General features: G+C 67.3%; 20 protein-coding genes. 14 read left to right on the top strand and 6 right to left on the bottom strand.

The window, feature by feature from the left end:
- Positions 1-6 precede the first annotated feature (6 nt).
- Together GV068_RS17705 and GV068_RS17700 are read left to right on the top strand one after the other, a co-directional pair.
- Positions 7-2,046, top strand: a complete 2,040-nt coding sequence (locus GV068_RS17705) for a S9 family peptidase (RefSeq protein ID WP_159700693.1) — start codon at positions 7-9, stop codon at positions 2,044-2,046.
- 36 nt (positions 2,047-2,082) lie between these two features.
- Positions 2,083-4,098, top strand: coding sequence for an alpha/beta fold hydrolase (locus GV068_RS17700; RefSeq protein ID WP_159700691.1), 2,016 nt, complete (start codon positions 2,083-2,085; stop codon positions 4,096-4,098).
- Between the two features lie 50 nt (positions 4,099-4,148).
- Here GV068_RS17700 and purM read toward each other — a convergent pair whose 3' ends face one another.
- Positions 4,149-5,192: a phosphoribosylformylglycinamidine cyclo-ligase gene (gene purM / locus GV068_RS17695; RefSeq protein WP_159700689.1), complete on the bottom strand. Its 1,044-nt coding sequence runs from the start codon at positions 5,190-5,192 to the stop codon at positions 4,149-4,151.
- A 149-nt stretch (positions 5,193-5,341) separates the two neighbouring features.
- Between purM and GV068_RS17690 the strand changes: the two genes are divergently transcribed.
- The 8 genes from GV068_RS17690 (at position 5,342) to thpR (ending at position 11,471) form a co-directional block, all read left to right on the top strand.
- On the top strand, positions 5,342-6,439 hold the full coding sequence (locus GV068_RS17690) for an AI-2E family transporter (RefSeq protein WP_159700687.1): 1,098 nt from the start codon (positions 5,342-5,344) through the stop codon (positions 6,437-6,439).
- A gap of 31 nt (positions 6,440-6,470) precedes the next feature.
- On the top strand, positions 6,471-7,154 hold the full coding sequence (gene hda, locus GV068_RS17685) for a DnaA regulatory inactivator Hda (protein ID WP_159700685.1): 684 nt from the start codon (positions 6,471-6,473) through the stop codon (positions 7,152-7,154).
- Positions 7,151-7,825 (top strand): HAD family phosphatase, encoded by a 675-nt coding sequence (locus tag GV068_RS17680; RefSeq protein WP_159700683.1) that lies wholly within the window; start codon positions 7,151-7,153, stop codon positions 7,823-7,825. Before hda ends, GV068_RS17680 begins: the two co-directional genes overlap by 4 nt.
- A complete protein-coding gene (pcnB, locus tag GV068_RS17675) occupies positions 7,818-9,209 on the top strand; it encodes a polynucleotide adenylyltransferase PcnB (protein ID WP_159700681.1) in 1,392 nt (463 codons plus the stop codon). The genes GV068_RS17680 and pcnB overlap by 8 nt, the downstream gene beginning before the upstream one ends.
- On the top strand, positions 9,206-9,679 hold the full coding sequence (folK, locus tag GV068_RS17670) for a 2-amino-4-hydroxy-6-hydroxymethyldihydropteridine diphosphokinase (protein ID WP_159700679.1): 474 nt from the start codon (positions 9,206-9,208) through the stop codon (positions 9,677-9,679). The genes pcnB and folK overlap by 4 nt, the downstream gene beginning before the upstream one ends.
- Before the next feature lies 1 nt (position 9,680).
- A complete protein-coding gene (locus tag GV068_RS17665) occupies positions 9,681-10,028 on the top strand; it encodes a DMT family protein (protein ID WP_159700677.1) in 348 nt (115 codons plus the stop codon).
- A gap of 73 nt (positions 10,029-10,101) precedes the next feature.
- Positions 10,102-10,950: a 3-methyl-2-oxobutanoate hydroxymethyltransferase gene (gene panB / locus GV068_RS17660; protein ID WP_159700675.1), complete on the top strand. Its 849-nt coding sequence runs from the start codon at positions 10,102-10,104 to the stop codon at positions 10,948-10,950.
- An 11-nt stretch (positions 10,951-10,961) separates the two neighbouring features.
- Positions 10,962-11,471, top strand: coding sequence for an RNA 2',3'-cyclic phosphodiesterase (gene thpR / locus GV068_RS17655; protein WP_159700673.1), 510 nt, complete (start codon positions 10,962-10,964; stop codon positions 11,469-11,471).
- A 6-nt stretch (positions 11,472-11,477) separates the two neighbouring features.
- Here thpR and GV068_RS17650 read toward each other — a convergent pair whose 3' ends face one another.
- From GV068_RS17650 to GV068_RS17630, 5 genes are read right to left on the bottom strand one after another with little or no spacing between them, the layout of a single operon-like run.
- Complete coding sequence (locus GV068_RS17650) at positions 11,478-11,987, bottom strand: dihydrofolate reductase family protein (protein ID WP_201303307.1); 510 nt, start codon at positions 11,985-11,987, stop codon at positions 11,478-11,480.
- 44 nt (positions 11,988-12,031) lie between these two features.
- Positions 12,032-12,298, bottom strand: a complete 267-nt coding sequence (locus GV068_RS17645; RefSeq protein WP_159700668.1) for a hypothetical protein — start codon at positions 12,296-12,298, stop codon at positions 12,032-12,034.
- A 46-nt stretch (positions 12,299-12,344) separates the two neighbouring features.
- Positions 12,345-13,181, bottom strand: coding sequence for a transporter substrate-binding domain-containing protein (locus GV068_RS17640; RefSeq protein WP_229464294.1), 837 nt, complete (start codon positions 13,179-13,181; stop codon positions 12,345-12,347).
- A 54-nt stretch (positions 13,182-13,235) separates the two neighbouring features.
- Positions 13,236-14,384, bottom strand: coding sequence for an MFS transporter (locus GV068_RS17635; RefSeq protein WP_159700664.1), 1,149 nt, complete (start codon positions 14,382-14,384; stop codon positions 13,236-13,238).
- Positions 14,381-15,157, bottom strand: coding sequence for a DeoR/GlpR family DNA-binding transcription regulator (locus tag GV068_RS17630; protein WP_159700661.1), 777 nt, complete (start codon positions 15,155-15,157; stop codon positions 14,381-14,383). The genes GV068_RS17635 and GV068_RS17630 overlap by 4 nt, the downstream gene beginning before the upstream one ends.
- A gap of 180 nt (positions 15,158-15,337) precedes the next feature.
- Here GV068_RS17630 and GV068_RS17625 point away from each other — a divergent pair, with 180 nt between their 5' ends.
- From GV068_RS17625 to arr, 4 genes are all read left to right on the top strand, one after another.
- Positions 15,338-16,972: a response regulator gene (locus GV068_RS17625; RefSeq protein WP_159700658.1), complete on the top strand. Its 1,635-nt coding sequence runs from the start codon at positions 15,338-15,340 to the stop codon at positions 16,970-16,972.
- Between the two features lie 96 nt (positions 16,973-17,068).
- Positions 17,069-18,148, top strand: a complete 1,080-nt coding sequence (locus tag GV068_RS17620) for a sensor histidine kinase (RefSeq protein WP_229464292.1) — start codon at positions 17,069-17,071, stop codon at positions 18,146-18,148.
- Positions 18,145-18,885: a LytTR family DNA-binding domain-containing protein gene (locus GV068_RS17615; protein WP_159700655.1), complete on the top strand. Its 741-nt coding sequence runs from the start codon at positions 18,145-18,147 to the stop codon at positions 18,883-18,885. Before GV068_RS17620 ends, GV068_RS17615 begins: the two co-directional genes overlap by 4 nt.
- A 79-nt stretch (positions 18,886-18,964) precedes the next feature.
- Entirely contained in the window at positions 18,965-19,393 is a 429-nt protein-coding gene (gene arr / locus GV068_RS17610; protein WP_159700652.1) for an NAD(+)--rifampin ADP-ribosyltransferase, read from the top strand.
- Positions 19,394-19,395 lie beyond the last annotated feature (2 nt).

Raw genomic sequence — 19,395 nt, 5'->3', positions numbered from 1 at the left:
CGCTTCATGCCCGCCCTGCCGTCGTTCGCGCGCTGCGCGCTGCTGGTGCTCGCTCCCCTCCTGCTGCCCCTGGCCCCGGCCGCCGCGCAATCGCCGCCGCCGCCGCTGCCGGTCGAAGCCTTCTTCGCCAATCCGCCGCTGGAGCAGGTGCGCCTGTCGCCCTCGGGGCGCTACCTGGCGGCGCTGTCGGCGGCGCCGGGACGGCGCGACGTGCTGGCCGTGGTCGACCTGGCGACCGACAGCATCAAGATCGTGGCCGGCTATGCCGGCTTCGACGTCGTGCAGTTCCAGTGGGTGAACGACGAGCGCCTGATGTACAGCGTCGGCGACACCCGCGTCGGCCCCGGCGGCCAGTACGAGGCCAGCGGCCTGTTCGCGGTCAACCGCGACGGTTCGAAGGGGCGCCAGCTGGCGGCGCGCCATGCCGACGAGGGCATCGTCGCCACCACCGGAAGCCGCCTGGAAGCCAAGCTGCTGCCCTGGAATACCTTCATGCTCGGCCAGCGCGGCGCCGAGAATTCGGACCATGCCTATGTCGCCAGCGTCGAGTATGCGCGCGGCGAAGTGCAGTCCATCGACCTGCTGCTCCTGAACACCGCCACCGGACAGTTCAAGACCGTGCCGCGTCCGGCGCTGGTCAAGCACTGGCTGCTCGATAACGCCGGCGAACCGCGCCTGGCCGTGGCCGCCGACGGCAACCAGCGCACCCTGCACTACCGCGATCCCGCCAGCGGCGAATGGCGCAAGATCGCCACCCACACGCGCTACGTCGCCGACGGCGACACCTTCTGGCCGGTCGGCTTTGGCAGCGACGGCACCCTGTACGTCGAAGCCTCGGCCGGCAAGGACACCACCGCCCTGTACCCGTTCGACTTCGCCACCGGCAAGCCCGGCAAGCAATCGATCATCGAGGCGCGCGGCTACGATTTCGACGGCGCTCTGGTAAGCCATCGCGGCAAGCTGCTCGGCGCCACCCTGCGCACCGACGCCAACGGCAATGTCTGGCTCGACCCGGCGATGGCGGCGCTACAGAAGAAGATCGACCAGCTCCTGCCGGGCAAGGTCAACATGCTGTCGGTACCGTCCCAGGCGGATTCGCCCTGGGTGCTGGTCCGCTCGTTCTCGGACGCGGCGCCGACCAGCTTCATCCTGTACAACAAGCAGACCGGGGCGCTCAACCGGGTCGGCAACACCCACCCGGCGATCGATCCCGCGCGCATGGGGCGCCAGCGCCCGGTGCGCTACAAGGCGCGCGACGGGCGCGAGATCCCGGGCCTCCTGACCATGCCGGCCGGCGGCGCCACCAGGAACCTGCCGCTGGTGGTGCTCGTGCATGGCGGCCCTTACATGCGCGGCAGCACCTGGGGCTTCGATCCCGAGACCCAGTTCCTCGCCTCGCGCGGCTACGCGGTGCTGGAACCGGAATTTCGCGGCACCACCGGCTATGGCTCGGCGCATTTCGAGGCCGGCTGGAAGCAGTGGGGCCTGGCCATGCAGGACGACATCGCCGACGGCGTGCAATGGGCGGTCGCGCAAGGCATCGCCGCGCCCGAGCGCGTCTGCATCGCGGGCGCCAGCTACGGCGGCTATGCGGCCCTGATGGGACTGGTGAACGACGGCAGGCTGTACCGGTGCGCGGTGAGCTGGGTCGGCGTCACCGACATCAACCTGCTCTACAACGGGCGCTGGAATTTCGATTCCGGCACGGGCGACGATTTCAAGGCCTACGGGATGCCGGTCCTGATCGGCGACCAGGTCAAGGATGCGGCCCAGCTCAAGGCCACCTCGCCGATCTATCAGGCGGCGCGGATCGACAAGCCGCTGCTGCTGGCCTATGGCGGCGCCGACCGCCGCGTGCCGCTCTTCCACGGCGAGCTGTTCCGCGATGCGGTGAAGAAGCACAACCAGCAGGTGGAATGGGTGGTGTATCCGGAAGAAGGCCATGGCTGGAGCCAGCCGGCGACGCGCTACGACTTCTGGACCCGCGTCGAGAAATTCCTGGACAAGCATATCGGCAGCGCCGCCCCAAGCCGGGCCGCCCCATGACGACTGCCTTCCCCGACCAATTTGCTACCTGAGACCATGAGCATTCCTTTTTTCTGCGCACGCGCGCTGCTAGCCTGCGCCGCCCTCGCTTCCGTATGCCTGGACGCCGCCGCCCAGGCAGCGCCGGCGCCGCTGGTGCCGATCGAGCACTTCTTCTCGGCGCCGGCGCTCGACCGCGCCCGCCTGTCGCCCAAGGGACGCTACGTGGCGGCGATCTTCAGCACGCCCGGCCAGCGCGACATGCTGGCGGTGATCGACCTGCAGACCAACGCGGTCAGCCGCGCCGCATCCTACAAGGACGCCGATATCCTCGACTTCGCCTGGGTGAACGAAGAGCGGCTGCTGTTCAACGTCACCGACAAGAGCGTGGGGCCGGCCAAACAGGATGCCGCCTACGGCCTGTATGCGGTCAACCGCGACGGCAGCGAGATGCGCCAGCTGGCCGAGCGCCGCGGCGAAGCGATCGGGATCGAATCGCACATCAAGAGCCGCACCCTTCCCTGGCACACCTTCATCATGTCGCAGCGCGGCGCCCAGGATTCCGAGTACGTCTACGTCGAGAGCATCACCTGGGACCTGAAGGACAAGTTCAAGTCGGTCGAGCTGCTGCGCCTGAACACCCTGACCGGCCAGGCCAGCAGCGTCCAGCGCCCCGGCAACGTGACGGCCTGGCTGCTCGACAACGCGGGCGCGCCGCGGGTGGCGCTCACCTACGAGAAGGACACCAGCACGGTGCACTACCTCGACCCGGTCACCTCCAGTTGGCGTCCGATCGCCTCCTACCACCGCTTCAAGGGCGGGCGCGAGGCCATCGAACCGGTCGGTTTCGGGCCGGACGGCACCCTGTACGTCAGCGCGGCCGGCGGCAAGGACACCACCTCGCTGCACACCTTCGACCTGCGCACCGGGAAGATCAGCGCCGAACCCGTCATCGAGACCCCGGGCTACGACTTCGACGGCAGCCTGCTGAGCCGGCGCGGCAAGCTGCTGGGCGCTACCCTGACCACCGACGCCCTCGCCAACGTCTGGTTCGACCCGGAGATGGCGGCGCTGCAGAAGAAGATCGACGCACTCGCGCCGGGCACGGTCAACCTGGTCTCGGTCGCCGCCGGCGCGGACGGGCCCTGGGTCCTGGTGAGCTCTTATTCCGACACCCATCCGGTCAGCTACAACGTCTACAGCCTACGCGACGGCACCTTGAAACGCCTAATGGAACGGCGCCCGGGCATCGACCCCAAGCGCATGGCGCGCCAGGAACCGGTGCGCTACAAGGCGCGCGACGGGCGCGAAATCCCGGCCCTGCTCACCACCCCGGCGGGCGCCGGCAAGAACCTGCCGCTGGTGGTGCTGGTGCATGGCGGTCCCTACGTGCGTGGCAACCGCTGGGGCTGGGATCCGGACAACCAGTTCCTGGCCTCGCGCGGCTACGTCGTGCTGGAGCCGGAATTCCGCGGCAGCACCGGCTTCGGCCATGCGCACTTCGCGGCCGGCCTCAAACAGTGGGGCCGCGCGATGCAGGACGATATCGCGGACGGCGCGCGCTGGGCCATCGCCCAGGGCATCGCCGACCCGAAGCGCATCTGCATCGCGGGCGCCAGCTACGGCGGCTATGCCGCGCTGATGGGCCTGGCCAAGGATCCCGAGCTGTTCCGCTGCGGCGTGAGCTGGGCCGGCCTCACCGACCTGAACCTGCTGTACAACGGCCAGTGGGCCTTCAGCGACCTGTCGGAAGACTACAAGGCCTACGGCATGCCGGACCTGATCGGCGACCCGGTCAAGGATGCCGACCAGCTGAAGGCGAATTCGCCCATCACCCACGCCGCCAAAATCACCCAGCCGCTCCTGATGGCCTATGGCGCGGCCGACCGCCGGGTGCCGCTGGTGCACGGACGGAGCTTGCGCGATGCGGTGGCGGGCCACAACAAGGGACTCGAATGGGTGGTGTACCAGGACGAGGAACACGGCTGGTCGCAGCCGAAGACCAAGATCGATTTCTGGGGCCGGGTGGAGAAGTTCCTGGCGAAGCAGCTGGGCGGCGCGTCGACGCCCTAGGCAAAACAAAACGGGCGCCAGAGCGCCCGTTTTCGTATTGGCAGCCGAGATTACTGCACGACGGTCTGCGCTTGGCCTTCTTCGCGCGCGCGGATCTCGCCGATGCGGTACACGGTCTCGCCGGCCGCCTGCAGCTGCGCCATCGCGGCGTCCGCGTTTTCCTTTGCCACGATCACGGTCATGCCGATGCCGCAGTTGAACACACGGTGCATTTCGGCGTCGGCGACGCCGCCATGCTGCTGCAGCCACTGGAACAGCGGCGGCAGGGTCCAGGACTTGGCGTCGAGGACGGCGGTGAGATTGTCGGCCAGCACGCGCGGGATGTTCTCGACCAGGCCACCGCCGGTGATGTGCACCATGCCCTTCACTTCCATCGACTGCATCAGGGCCAGCAGCGGCTTGACGTAGATGCGGGTCGGCGCCATCAGGACGTCCGCCAGCTTGCGGCCGTGGAAGTCGGCTTCCAGGTCCGGCTTGGCGACCGAGATGATCTTGCGCACCAGCGAGTAGCCGTTCGAGTGGATGCCCGACGATGCCAGGCCCAGCACCACGTCGCCCGGCACGATCTTGCTGCCGTCGATGATCTGCGATTTTTCCACCGCGCCGACGGCGAAGCCGGCCAGGTCGTATTCGCCGTCCGGGTACATGCCCGGCATCTCGGCGGTTTCGCCGCCCAGCAGGGCGCAGCCCGACTGTTCGCAGCCTTGGGCGATGCCGGCCACGACGCTGGTCGCGGTGGCCACGTCCAGCTTGCCGCAGGCGAAGTAATCGAGGAAGAACAGCGGCTCGGCGCCCTGCACCAGGATGTCGTTGACGCTCATGGCGACCAGGTCGATGCCGACCGTGTCGTGACGGTTCAGCTCGAAAGCGAGCTTGAGCTTGGTGCCGACGCCGTCGGTGCCTGACACCAGGACCGGTTCCTTGAACTTCTTGCTGATCTCGAACAGCCCGCCGAAACCGCCAATGCCGCCGAGGACGCCTTCGCGCATGGTGCGCTTGGCGAGGGGCTTGATCGCTTCGACCAGGGCGTCGCCTGCGTCGATGTCGACACCGGCGTCGCGGTAGGAGAGGGAAACATTAGATGGTTGGCTCATGGTATTTGGCAGCGGAGGCGGTAAAATAGAAGGCGGCAGACCCAAACCTGGTCAATCCGCTATTTTAGCAAAACAGCCCCGCCCAACCCGATTTCAGGCCATATTGGCCGCATTCGTTGGCAAAACCGCCAAGACTAACAAGAATATTCATGCCATTTTTCCTGAGCCCGGAGCAAAAACAATCCGCATTCTGGTTGGCACTCTGGCTCGCAGTGGCGCTGCTGCTCTACACCCTCGGTCCGATCCTCTCCCCCTTCATCGCGGCCGCCATCCTGGCTTACATGCTCAATGGCGCGGTCGACTGGCTGGCCAGGCCGCGGCTGAACAAGAAGGGCAAGCGCCGGGGCGGGATGCCGCGCGTGCTTGCAGTCTCCTTGGTGCTGACGGCCTTCTGCACCGCCGTGGTGGCCCTGTTCCTGACCGTGGTGCCGGTGCTGCGCGCCGAAATCCCCCTGCTGCAGGCCAAGATCCCCGCCTTCTTCACCTGGCTCGACACCTATGTCTCGCCCTGGCTGGCCGGCTACGGCATCCACGTGAAACTCGACAGCGCCGGCCTGCGCGAGCTGCTGCAGCAGCAGGTCGCGGCCAGCGGCGACGATTTGTGGACTTCGGTGCTGGCCAAGGTGCGCGTCGGCGGCAGCGCCGTGCTGGGCTGGATCGCGACGCTGACCCTGGTGCCGGTGGTGCTGTTCTACCTGCTGCTCGACTGGCACCACCTGCTGGCGCGTATCGCCGGCGCCATCCCGCGCCGCTACGTCGCCAAGGTCGGCGACATGGCGGTCGAGGCGGACGGGCTGCTGGCCCAGTACCTGCGCGGCCAGCTCTTGGTGATGATCGCGCTGGCCGTGTACTACTCGGTGGCGCTGGCCATCCTCGGACTGGACGTGGCGCTGCCGGTGGGCGTGCTGACCGGCCTGCTCGGCTTCGTGCCCTACCTGGGCTTTGGCCTGGGCATGCTGCTGGCCCTGGTCGCGGCCCTGCTGCAGTTCCCCGGCTGGGTGGGCCTGGCCTGGGTGGTGGCGATCTACACCGTGGGCCAGCTGATCGAAAGCTTCATCCTGACGCCGCGCCTGGTGGGCGAGCGCATCGGCCTGCATCCGCTGGCCGTGATCTTCGCCCTGATGGCCTTCGGCGAACTGTTCGGCTTCGCCGGCGTGCTGCTGGCCCTGCCCGCGTCGGCCGTGCTGATGGTCGGCTTCCGCCACGTGCGTGCCCACTATCTGCGCAGCAGCTTTTATAATGCCTGACGTATGATTTTTCCGACATGATCCCGACGCCATGAAACAGCTGGTGCTCGATTTAGGCGCCGAACCGGCGCACAGCCTCGACACCTTCCAGGTGGGCGAGAATGCCGAACTGGCGCACCTGATGCACCAGTTCGCGCAGCGTGCTTCGCGCGAGCATTACGCCTACCTGTGGGGCGACACCGGCGCCGGCAAGACCCATTTGCTGCAGGCCCTGGCCGCCAGCCCCGGCTCGCGCTACATCCCCTTCGATGCACCGGCAGATCAGTTCATCCACACCGATGACGTGACGCTGTACCTGCTGGACGACTGCGACCGCCTGTCGCCGCAGCGCCAGATCGACGCCTTCGCCCTGTTCAACCAGATCCGCGAGCACGGCGCCTACATGGTCAGCACCGGCCCGGTGCCGCCGGGCGTGCTGCAGGTGCGCGAAGACCTGCGCACGCGCATGGGCTGGGGCCTGGTCTACCAGATCAAGGGCCTGTCCGACGACGAGAAGATCGCGGCGCTGACCCAGGCCGCGGAAGCGCGTGGTTTGACGCTGTCGGCCAGCGTGTTACCCTATTTGTTGTCTCACTTCAAACGCGACATGCGCTCGCTGGCGACCATGCTGGACGCCCTCGACCAGTATTCGCTCGAGACCCAGCGCCCCGTCACCCTGCCCCTGCTGCGTGATTTGTTGCTGCAAGAAAACCAGCAGTCGGAAACCAAAGAATGAAAAACCTTGCGCTGTTCGACCTCGACCACACCCTGCTGCCGATCGATTCCGATTACGAATGGGGTGAGTTCCTGGTCCGCATAGGCGCGGTGGACGAAGCCTCCTTCCGCCGCCGCAACGACGAGTTCTTCGCCCAGTACCAGGCGGGCGTGCTCGACCCGGTCGAGTACCTCGAGTTCGCCCTCGGCACCCTGGCGCGCTTCCCGCGCGCCGAGCTGGATGCCATCTACGCCCGCTACATGCTCGAGGTGATCGAACCGGCGATCCGGCCGCGCGCGCTGGCGCTGGTGCGCCAGCACCAGGAAGCCGGCGACCTGGTGGCGATTATCACTGCCACCAACTACCACATCACGGCGCCGATCGCGGCCCGCTTCGGCGTCGAGCACCACATCGGCGCCATGCCGGAGTACGACGCGGACGGGAAACTGACCGGCAAACTGCTCGGCACCCCGACCTCGGGCCCGGGCAAGATCACCCACATGCACGCCTGGCTGGAACGTCTCGGCACCCGCTTCGACGCGTTCGAGCGCTGCCACTTCTACAGCGACTCGCACAACGACCTGCCGCTGCTGTCGATCGTCAGCCACCCGGTCGCCACCAACCCGAGCGCCAAGCTCGCCGCCCACGCGCAGGCGCAGGGTTGGCCAACTCTTCATTTATTCAATGATTAAGAAATTCATCCGCAAGATCCTCGGCGTGAAAGACGACGGCCGCGACCCGACCCAACCAGTCATCCTCGGACCGGAAGAGCACAAGATCGACCCGCGCAACGTGTCGCGCAACGCGATCACGGTGACGCAAACCCTGCAGGAAGCCGGCTTCCAGGCCTTTGTCGTCGGCGGCGCCGTGCGCGACCTGCTGCTGGGCGTGAAGCCGAAGGACTTCGACATCGCCACCGACGCCACGCCCGAGCAGGTCAAGCGCCTGTTCCGGCGCGCCTTCATCATCGGGCGCCGCTTCCAGATCGTGCACGTGATGTTCGGCCAGGACCTGCTGGAGGTGACCACCTTCCGCGGCAACGGCAGCGACAACGCGCCCAAGGACGAGCATGGCCGGGTCCTGCGCGACAATAACTTCGGTCCCCAGCACGAGGACGCGGCGCGGCGCGACTTCACCATCAACGCGATGTACTACGATCCGGCCACCCAGACCGTGCTGGACTACCACGGGGGCATCGAGGACATCCGCGCCAAGTTACTGCGCATCATCGGCGTGCCGGAAGCGCGCTACCGCGAAGACCCGGTGCGCATGCTGCGCGTGGTGCGCTTCGCGGCGAAACTCGGCTTCACCATCGAGCCGACCACGCGCGCGCCGATTCCCGTGATGGCGCCGCTGATCGACAACGTGCCGGCGGCGCGCGTGTTCGACGAGATGCTGAAACTCCTGCTGTCCGGCCACGCGCTGGCCTGTTTGAAAGAGCTGCGCTCGGCCGGCCTGCACCACGGTTTGCTGCCGCTGCTGGACGTGGTACTGGAACAGCCGATCGGCATGAAGTTCGTGACCCTGGCGCTGGAATCGACGGACGGGCGCGTCAAGGCCGGCAAGGGCGTCTCGCCGGGCTTCCTGTTCGCCTCGCTCCTGTGGCACCAGGTGCTGGAAAAGTGGAACGCCTACCGCGCCGCCGGCGAAGCGCCGATTCCGGCACTGCACCTGGCGGCCGACGACGTGCTGGAGACCCAGACCGAGAACCTGGCCCTGCAGCGCCGCATCGCCACCGACATGCGCGACATCTGGGCCATGCAGCCCCGCTTTGAGCGCCGCACCGGCAAGGCGCCGTTCAAGCTGCTCGAACACCCGCGCTTCCGCGCCGGCTACGACTTCCTGCTGCTGCGCTGCGAATCGGGCGAGCTGCCGGGCGAGGTCGGCGAATGGTGGACCGCGTTCTATGCGGCCGAAGGCGGCGAACGCGAAGCCCTGCTGGCCGCAGCCAATGCGCGTCCGCGCAACGGCGAAGCGGGCACCTCGCAGAAGCGCAAGCGTCCGCCGCGCCGCGGTCCGCGCCGCTCCGGCGGCGAAGGCGCAGCGCCGCAAGCCCAGGGCGGCGGCGAGGAATGATCGCCTACGTCGGCATCGGCGCCAACCTCGGCGACGCGCAAGCCAATGTGCTCGATGCGCTGCGCCGGCTGGCCCTGCTCGACGGTTCGACAATCATCGAAACGTCCGGCCTGTACCGCACCGCGCCGGTCGACTCGAGCGGCCCCGACTACATCAATGCCGTGGCCTGCATCGACACCAGCTTCGATCCGCATGAACTGCTGCAGGCGCTGCAGGACATCGAGCAGGCCCACGGCCGTGAGCGGCCCTACCGCAACGCGCCGCGCACGCTCGACCTCGACCTGCTGCTGTACGGCGACCAGCGCATCGACACCGAGACGCTTACGGTGCCGCATCCGCGCATGCACGAGCGCGGCTTCGTGCTGGCGCCGCTGGCCGAGATTGCGCCCGACCTCGTGATCCCGGGCCTCGGCGCGATCCACGACTACCTGCCGCTGGTAGCCAGCCAGGCCGTCGAGAAAGTCTTCTGATATGGGCCTGCCCATCTGGTTCCAGACCGCCGGCCTGCTGGTGCTGTCGAACATTTTCATGACCTTCGCGTGGTACGGCCACCTGAAGAACCTCAACAACCGCGCCTGGTACATCGCGGCCCTGATCAGCTGGGGCATCGCCCTGTTCGAGTACCTGCTGCAGGTGCCTGCCAACCGCATCGGCCATACCCAGTTCAGCCTCGCGCAACTGAAGATCATGCAGGAAGCGATCACGCTCTCGGTCTTCGTGCCCTTCGCCATGCTCTACATGGACCAGCCTTTCAAGCTCGATTACGTCTGGGCGGCGCTGTGCCTGGTCGGGGCGGTGTATTTTATCTTCCGATCTTAAGACGTTCCCCTGCGCGTTTGCCCGTGGCGGATTACACTACGCGTTTTCCGAACGATCGTTTTAAAGGATTCCCATGAGCGCTTATCTGCAGGGCCAGGACCCAGCCGCCAACGACGCACCGAAACCGGTGCGCAAGGCCGTGACCGCGCCCTCGCTGCTGGCCATGCGCGCGGCAGGCGACAAGATCACCATGCTGACCGCCTACGACGCCAGCTTCGCCTCGCTGATGGACCGCTGCGGCGTGGAAGTGCTGCTGATCGGCGATTCGCTGGGCATGGTCTGCGCCGGCTACGATTCGACCCTGCCGGTGACGGTGGCGGACGTCGCCTACCACACCGCCTCGGTCGCGCGCGGCAACAAGCTCGCGCTGGTCCTGGCCGACATGCCCTTCGGCAGCTACACGACCCCGGTCGAGGCTTACAACAATGCCGTGACCCTGATGCGCGCCGGCGCCCAGATGGTCAAGATCGAAGGCGGCGCATGGCTTGCCGAAACCGTGCGCTTCCTGGTCGAGCGCGGCATCCCGGTGTGCGCCCACATCGGCCTGACCCCGCAGTTCGTGCACGCCTTCGGCGGCTTCAAGGTGCAGGGCAAGACCGACGCCGCGGCCGAACAGCTCAAGGCCGACGCTTTGGCCCTGCAGGCGGCCGGCGCCTCGCTGGTGGTGCTGGAAGCCATTCCCGCCGCACTGGGCAAGGAAGTCACCGAGCTGCTGACCATCCCCACGATCGGCATCGGCGCGGGTCCCGACTGCTCCGGCCAGGTACTGGTGATGCACGACCTGCTGGGCGTCTTCCCGGGCCGCAAGGCGCGCTTCGTGCGCAACTTCATGGAAGGCCAGACCAGCATCGACGCCGCCGTGACCAGCTACGTGGCGGCGGTGAAGGACGGCAGCTTCCCGGCGCCGGAACACTGCTTCTGATTGGCGCCGCCATGGACGGGCAAGCCGACACAACCCGCCTGTTCCTGGCCCTCTGGCCCGATCCCGCGCTGCGCCACCAGTTAAAGGAGTGGCGCGACGCCTGGGGCTGGGCGAAAGGCGCCGCGCCGGTCCAGACGGACAAGCTGCACGTCACCCTGCACTTCCTCGGCGCCCTGCCGAGCGAACGCCTGCCCGAACTGCTGGACGGCTTCGCAGTGCCCTTCGAACTCTTCCACCTCGAGCTCACGCATGCAGCCCTGTGGCACAACGGGATTGCGGTGCTCGAACCCGACGCCACCCCGCCTGCCCTCGCCGCCCTGCATGGACGGCTGTCGGATGCGCTGCTGGCGCTCGGCCTGCAGCCGGAAGCGCGCCGCTACCGTCCGCACGTGACGATGGCGCGCCGCGCCGGCGGCTCCACCCTTCCTGTCGACGGGAAGCCGGTGCTGTGGGAGGTGCGCGGCTATGCGCTGGTGGAGTCGAAGAACGGCGTCTATGCCGTCCTGCGCGAGTACGCTTGAGGCGATTCAGACCGGCACGTAGCGCAGCCTGATCACGTCATCGTCGATCCGGTCGTGCGCCAGCAGGCGCAGGGGCGGGCGCGGGCCGGCGAAATACGGCGTACCGCTGCCAAGCACCACGGGGTGCAGGTAGATGCGGTATTCGTCGATCAGGCCGAGTTCCGTGAGGCTGCGCGCCAGGTCCGGGCCGGCCACTTCGATCTCGCCTTCGACCTCATGCTTTATTTGGCGAATCGCGTCCCCGAGATCGCCTTCGAGGAGCGTGGCCCTGGGGCCCAGCGACGGCATGCCGCGCGACGCCACCCACTTCGATTGCCTGCGCCAGGCCGCCGCGAACGCTTGCCGGTCCGCGTCCCATTCGGGATGCTCGTCATCCCAGTAACGCATCATCTCGTAAATCTTGCGGCCGTAGATGCTGCCGGCCTGCTGCTCCGCCTCGTCGATGAAATGGCGGAACAGCCTGGGGCTGGGCCCGAAGGACATGTGGTCGACGTAGCCGTCGAGGGACTGGTTCATTCCGAATACAAGTCTGGCCATGCCTTCGCTCCCCCGTTGATCGCTTACGCGGACAAGCCTTTTTGCAGCAGCTCGGCGACCAGTTCGTTCAGATCGACGCCGCGTTCCTTGCTCAATTCCTGCAGCTGCTTGACCAGGTCGCCGTTGAGCTTGACGGCGAAGGGCACCAGTCCCAGCGCGCGGTCACGCTCGCGCTGCTCGCGCCGGTCGAGTGTGGCGCCCTTGGCGGCCGCGCCGAAGCCCGCGTTCTGCGCACCCATCTGGTTCTTCAGTCTTTCGGCGTCCTTCTTTGCCAGGTCAGTTCGTTTCATCGTGTTCCCCTATGTTGAAGAACCGGATTCTACCTGTTGCGCTTCATTAGGGCGCACTGCCCACCGCCTGCAATTCGTGCTTGCCGTAGGCGGGACTGATGCGCGCCTGCTCCACCGCGTCCCACAGACGCGCGGCCAGCTGCGGCTGGCGCGCGGCGAAATCGTGCGACAGCACCAGGTAATAGGCCTGGTCGAGCAGCGGCAGCGGCAGCACCTCGAGCCGGCTGGCATAAGGTCCGCGCATCAGCTGGGCGGTCGTGCGGCCGCCCAGCTGATGCGCCGGCCAGGCGTCCGGCCACGAGCTTTTGCGCCAGCTCGTCGGAGCGCTGGCTGCCCTCGTCGATTGCGACGCCATGCGCGCGCAGGAAGTGTCCGACCGAGTAGCCGAGCTGGAAGCCGATCCTTCCGTCCAGATTGCGGAACGTCTTGCCGTCCCAATCGAGCCGACTGCCGCGGGGACGCACCAGCACATAGGAGTCCATGTGCATGCGCTTGGCGGTGTCGGCCTGGGGATTGGGGCGCCGGCGGCGACGCCCGGATAGGCCCCCAGCGCCATGCGCTCGCGGCTGAAACTCACCGAGAAGGCGCCGTCGACCTGGTTGGCCTTTAGCTGTTCGAGGCAGCGCTTCCACGGCATGCTCTGGTAGTCGAAGCTGACGCCGGTGCGGCGCGCGACCTCCGCCAGCAGCTCGAAATTCAGGCCGTCGAGATGCAGGGTGCGCCAGGGACGCACTTCCTGGCGCTCGAAGCACAGGGTGATGCGTTCGCTAGGTACGGCCTGCGCCGGAAGCTGTATCGATATGCAGCAGGCAGCCAGCACAGGAAGAAGAACGCGGCGCATGGACGAGGAGGCACGGTTGATCGAACCGCTCAAGTATGCCACCGGAGCTTTCCGAGCAACAGGGAATGTCGGCGTTTGACCGGAAAACAACGAGGCCTATTCCTGACGTTTGATGATCCCCGCGCTCATCGCGATGACGAGCCCGGACAGCGACAGCATCCCGAGCGCCACCATGACGCTGGCCTGCGAGGCGATATAGCCCAGCACCGGCGGCGCCAGCAGCAGGCCGCCGTAGCCCAGGGTCGCCACCGCCGCCACGCCGGCGCCCGCGCTCATGCCGGGGATGCGCGAGGCAGCGCCAAACAGCAGCGGCACCACGTTGGCCGCGCCGATGCCGATCAGGGCGAAGCCGGCCGCCGACAGCAGGAAGTGGGTGCTCAGCACCGCGGTGGCCAGGCCGGCGAACATCGCCAGCCCGCCCAGCACCATCACGCGCAGCGCGCCGAAGCGCAGGATCAGGCGGTCGCCCGCGAAGCGGCAGACCGCCATCGCAACCGAGAAGGCGGAATAAGCCAGGGCCGCTTTCGCCGGCTCGGCGCCGGTGCGTTCCTGCATCAGGAGGGCGCTCCAGTCCACCAGCGCGCCTTCCACCGCGAAGCACAGCAGCGCCAGCAGGCCCAGGCTCAATGCCGCGCCGCGCGGCAGCTGGAAGTGGCTGCCCGCTTCGTGGGTGGGTGCGAAGGCCATCACGCGCGGCGCGGCCACCGCCAGCACGATCGCAGTCAGGATGCCCATGGCGAGTGCGCCCTGCCCGTCGCCCCAGCCCTGCTGGAGGATCACGCCGCCCAGCGCCGCGCCAAGCAGGCCGCCCAGGCTGAAGAAGCCGTGGAAGGAGGACATGGTCGGCACGCCGCGCGCGGTCTCGACCTCGCTGGCGTTGGCGTTCATCGCCACGTCCAGCGCGCCGTTGCTGACGCCGAAGGCGAAGGCGGCGGCGAACAGCAGGTGCAGCTCGCTGACGTTCATGATCAGCGCCAGCATCTGCGCAAACAGGAAGCCTGACCACAGGGTCATGCGGCGCGTGCCCCAGCGCGCGGTGAAGCCGCCCATCAGCGGCATCGCCAGCAGGGCGCCGGCGGCGATGGTGAGCAGCACCATGCTGAGCGTGGCGGTATCGATGCCGGCGCGCGCCTGCACCACCGGTATGTGCGCGGCCCACAGGCCGATGCCGGCGCCGTTGAGCAGGAAGACGGTGGAGATCGACCAGCGGGCGGCCGCGAGGGAGTGCTTGTGCGGGTGATTCATGTACGGGCCTTTGCGGCAATGCGGAGATCGAGGCCAGGGTGGGCCTGGCGCAGGCTGGCGATGCTGTCCTCGGGCGCGTCGGCCTCGAGCACCAGATGATCGAGTTCGGCCAGGCGCCCGAAAGCGAACGGCGCACCGTCGACGAGGCGCTCGTTCAGCACGGCGGCCGCGCGGCGCGTGCTGCCCGCGACCATGGCGGCCTTGATCGTGGCTTCCTCGGCGTCCGATGCGGCCAGGCCGCGTTTGGCGTCCAGCGCGCAGAGACCGACGATGCACAGGTCGGCGCGCAACTGCTGCAGTTCGGCCAGGGTCCAGGCCCCGAGCACGGCCCCCATGGCGGCATGGTAGGTCCCGCCCAGCAGCACGATGCGGGTGCGGCGGAAGTCGCCCAGCGCCAGCGCCACCTGCGGGCTGTTGGTGATGATGGTGGCGGCCTGGCCGTCTTCCAGCAGGCGCGCCAGCGCCAGGTTGGTCGAACCGGCATCGATCAACACCGTGTCGCCGGGACGGATGCACTCGCGCAGGCTGTGAGCCAGCGCGGCCTTGCGCGCGAGGTCGCGTTCGACCCGCTCGCCGAAGCTGGCCTCGCGCGTGCGCCGCACCGCGCCGCCGTGCACGCGGCGCAGCAGGCCGGCGGCGTCGAGATCGCGCAGGTCGCGCCGGATGGTGTCTTCCGACGTGTCCAGGCGCTGGGCCAGCTCGGCCGCCAGCACCCGACCCTCGCGTTCGACAGCGTCGATGATCGATTGCCGCCTCTCCTCCGCTAACTGCATGTTTTCTCCTGTTGATGACGCCTGACTGTATACAAACCCGCAAAAACACGCAAGTTAACGCATAAAACGGCAAAGCCATGCATATGGAGTGCTGTCACGCATACAACAACTAACCACTAAGAACGTATCCGCCCTCACAAGAAGTTGTTACACTTCATAAACTTAAGTAAGAGAAACATCATGGACAAGTCCGCCTCCATCCTCATCGTCGACGACTATCTCCTGATCCGCACCCACGTGCGCCAGGTGCTGGCGGAACTCGGCTTCCTGAACGTGTTCCAGGCCGATAACGGCAAGACCGCGCAGGACCTCATGCGCAAGCAGCAGGTCGACATCGTGGTCGGCGACTGGGGCATGCCGGTGATGAGCGGGATCGACCTGCTCAAGTGGATGCGGACCGACCATCGCTACGCCAACACGCCCTTCATGATGCTGACCGCGGAAGCCAATCCGCAGTCGGTGCGCACTGCGCTGCAGGCCGGCGTCAACGCGTACATGATCAAGCCCTTCACGGTGCACAGCTTCGCCTGCAAGTTCATGAGCATGCTGGGCGTACAGCTGGAAACCGCGCCGAGCCCGTTCGCGCGCCAGAATCCGCCGGCGCCGGTGCCCAAGCCCATGTCGGCTGCTCCGGCTGCAGCGCCCGCTCCAAGCGCTGCGCCAGCCGCGCCGATGCCGCCTGCCGCTCCTGCCCTGCTGCCCGAATCGAACGTGATCGGCCTGGATGCGCCGATCGGCGAGCGGGTGAAGAAATCGACGGTGCTGATCGTGGACGACATCCCGACCAACATCGAAGTGCTGGCCGGCGTGCTGAAGGACGAGTATTCGATCAAGGTCGCGATCAGCGGCAAGAAGGCGCTCGAGATCGCGGACGCCTTCCACATCGACCTGATCCTGCTCGACATCATGATGCCGGTCATGGACGGCTTCGAGACCTGCCGCCATCTGAAAGCCAATCCGAAGACCGCGCACATCCCGATCATCTTCCTGTCGGCGCGCGACGGCACCGAGGACGTGGTGGCCGGCCTGCGCCTGGGCGCGGTGGACTACGTGTCCAAGCCGGCCGACCCGACCATCCTGAAAGCGCGCCTGTCGGCGCACCTGCTGCTGGCCACCGCCATGCAGGACGTCAAGCGCCAGAACGAACTGCTGATCGAGAACGCGCGCCTGCGCGAAGACGTCGAGCGCATGACGCGCCACGACCTGAAAAGCCCGATCGCGGTGGCGCTGCACGGCAGCCAGGCGCTGCTTTGCAGCCCGCTCACGCCGAACCAGCGCGAGCAGGCCCACATGATCGAGACCGCGGCCGAGAACGCGCTGGAAATGATCAACCGCACCCTCGACGTCTACAAGATGGAGCAGGGCAGCTACCAGCCGGCGCTGCAGATGTTCGACCTGGGCGAGATGCTGGGCAAGGTCTGCCAGCAGGTTCGCCTCACCTTCGACAGCAGCGACATCACGGTCAGCTTCGATCCGCCGCAGGACGTGATGTGCCTGGGCGAGCCGCTGCTGTGCTATTCGCTCTTCAACAACGTGCTCAAGAACGCGATCGAGGCCTCGCCGCCGGGCGGGCGCGTCACGGTGAACATCGCGCCGGGCTACGGCAACCTGCACGTCATGATCGACAATGCCGGCGAAGTGCCGCCGGCGGCGCGCGAGCGCTTCTTCGAGAAGTACGCGCCGTCGGACAAGATCGGCGGCAACGGCCTCGGCACCTATTCGATCCGCCTGATGGCCGAGGTGCAGGGCGGCAGCGTGAGCATGGACACGGGCCATGGCCGCACGCGCCTGACCATCACCCTGCCCTGCCCTTGACCGGGCCGGCGCCGCGTTCCCGCATTTCGGATCCCGGATCCCGCAATTCGTGACATGGCGCCGCCACCCGGCCCCCTGGCGGGAGATACTCGGGACATGACGACGACAGCATCCACACCGACCCGGCTCAGCCTGATGTGGCGGGTCTACATTGCCATCTGGGTGACCTATGGGGTCTTCCTCTCCTTTGCCGACCAGCTGGACCGGGTGGCCGACGGCCGCTTCGACGGGCCGCGCTGGCTGCTGACCTTTACCAGCCTGGTCCCATCCGCCGTCCTGCTGGCGCTGGCCTGGCCCCTGACCGGCCTGCTGGAACGGCGCGGCTACCGCGTCTACGCCATCATCGGCATCCACTGCGCCACCGCCTTCGGCTTCGCGCTGGTGTCGCAGGTGCCGTTCTGGGTGATGTTCAGCAGCGGCAAGCCGGTCAGCTGGTACGTCTGGCCGCTGCTCTACCACGTCATGACCTACCTGCTCGGCGTGGGCGTGTTCCACCTGGTGCGCGCGAGCCAGGCCGCGCACCGCCAGGCGCTGGCCATGAAGGAAGCGCAGAACCTGGTGATCGCCTCGGAGCTGAGCGCCCTGCGCAACAAGCTCAATCCGCACTTCCTGTTCAACACCCTGCACTCGATCATCGCCCTCACCCAGCGCAACCCGGCCGCCGCCGAAACCGCGCTGTTCCAGTTCTCGGACATGCTGCGCTACGTGCTCGATACGGAGCGCGGCGGCAGCGACCGCGTGACGCTCGACGCCGAACTCGATTTCGTGCGCGACTACCTGGAGCTGGAGCAGCTGCGCCTGGGCGAGCGTCTGCACGTCGAGTGGGACCTCGACGAAGACGCCGGCGACCATGCGCTGCCGGCGCTGTCGCTGCAGCCGCTGGTCGAGAACAGCATCAAGCACGCCTTCAACCCGCACACCCGGCCCGGCATCCTGCAGATCCGCACCCGCCGCGACGCCGCGACCGGCGCGCTGTCCATGACCGTACGCGACACCGGCCCCGGCGCCGATCCGGCGGCGATCGCCAGTGCGCCTGGCCTTGGCCTGCGCACCATCGAACGGCGCCTGCAGCTGGACTACGGCAGCCGCGCGGCCATCCGCGTGCAGAGCGCGCCGGGCGCCGGCTTCAGCGTGTCGGTCACCATTCCGGCAGCCCGTGAGGAAACCACCGCATGAACATGAAGACCGCCTTCTTCGCGGAAGACGAACCGCTGGCGCGCGACGTGCTGCGCGACGCCATCTATGCCCATCCGGCGCTGCGCCTAGTGGGCGAAGCGGCGGACGGCGCCAGCGCCCTGGCCCAGATCGAACGCCTGCGGCCCGACGTGGTGTTCATGGACATTCAGATGCCCGAGATGACCGGCCTGGAAGTGCTGCGCCGGCTCGACTACCTGCCGCACATCGTGTTCACCACGGCCTACGACCAGTACGCCGTGACCGCCTTCGAACTGAACGCCGTGGACTATCTGCTGAAACCCTTCACGCAGGCGCGCTTCGCGGCCGCCGTGGCGCGCCTGCTGGAGGGGCCGGTGCATGGCCGCGAGTCGCTCGACGGCGTACTTAGCCAGGCCAGCAGCGCACCGGCGCGGCTGGAGCGCATCCTGGTGCGCGACCGCGGCCGCATCTTCCCGCTCGCCACCAGCGAGATCGAGTACATGAAGGCCGACTCGAAGTACACGGTGATCGTCGCGCGCGGGCAGAACTTCCTGGTCCGGATCGGCATCTCGGACCTCGAGGCCCAGTTGGATCCGGCGCGCTTCGTGCGCATCCACCGCTCGGCCCTGGTCAACCTGGACTTCGTGGAATCGATGCGCGCGGACGACCAGTCGCAGCTGCAGATCCACATGCGCGACGGGACCGTGCTGGGCGCGAACCGGGATGCGTCGAAAGTATTGCGTGACATGGCGATCTAGGCAGGCACCGGTGATGGCTGTTCGTCGAGTACGACGAACAGCTGAAACGATCAGCACAATCTTGGAAGAACAGGACACCATGACCGACAAGACACCCCTTCCCATCGACGCCAGTTCGGCGCCGCTCTACCACGGCACGCGGGCCGACCTGAAGCCGGGAGATCTCATCATTCCCGGCTACACCTCGAACTTCGGCGAACGCAGGAAGGCGAACCACGTCTACATGAGCGCGACGCTCGAAGCAGCGACCTGGGGTGCGGAACTGGCCACCGGCGATGGCCCCGGCAGGATCTATATCGTGGAGCCGCTCGGTCCGATCTTCGACGATCCCAACCTGACCGACAAGAAGTTCCCGGGCAATCCGACCAAATCCTACCGCTCGCGCGAGCCGCTGCGAGTCGTGGGCGAAGTGAAGGACTGGGTCGGACACCCGCCCGAACAGCTGCAGGCCATGCGCGATGGCCTGGCGCGGCTGCGCGAGCAAGGCCTGGACGTGATCGACGACTGATC

This window comes from Massilia sp. 9I (genome assembly GCF_902506415.1).
Classification (GTDB): Bacteria; Pseudomonadota; Gammaproteobacteria; order Burkholderiales; family Burkholderiaceae_D; genus Telluria.
This window is presented reverse-complemented; position numbering and strand designations above follow the sequence as displayed.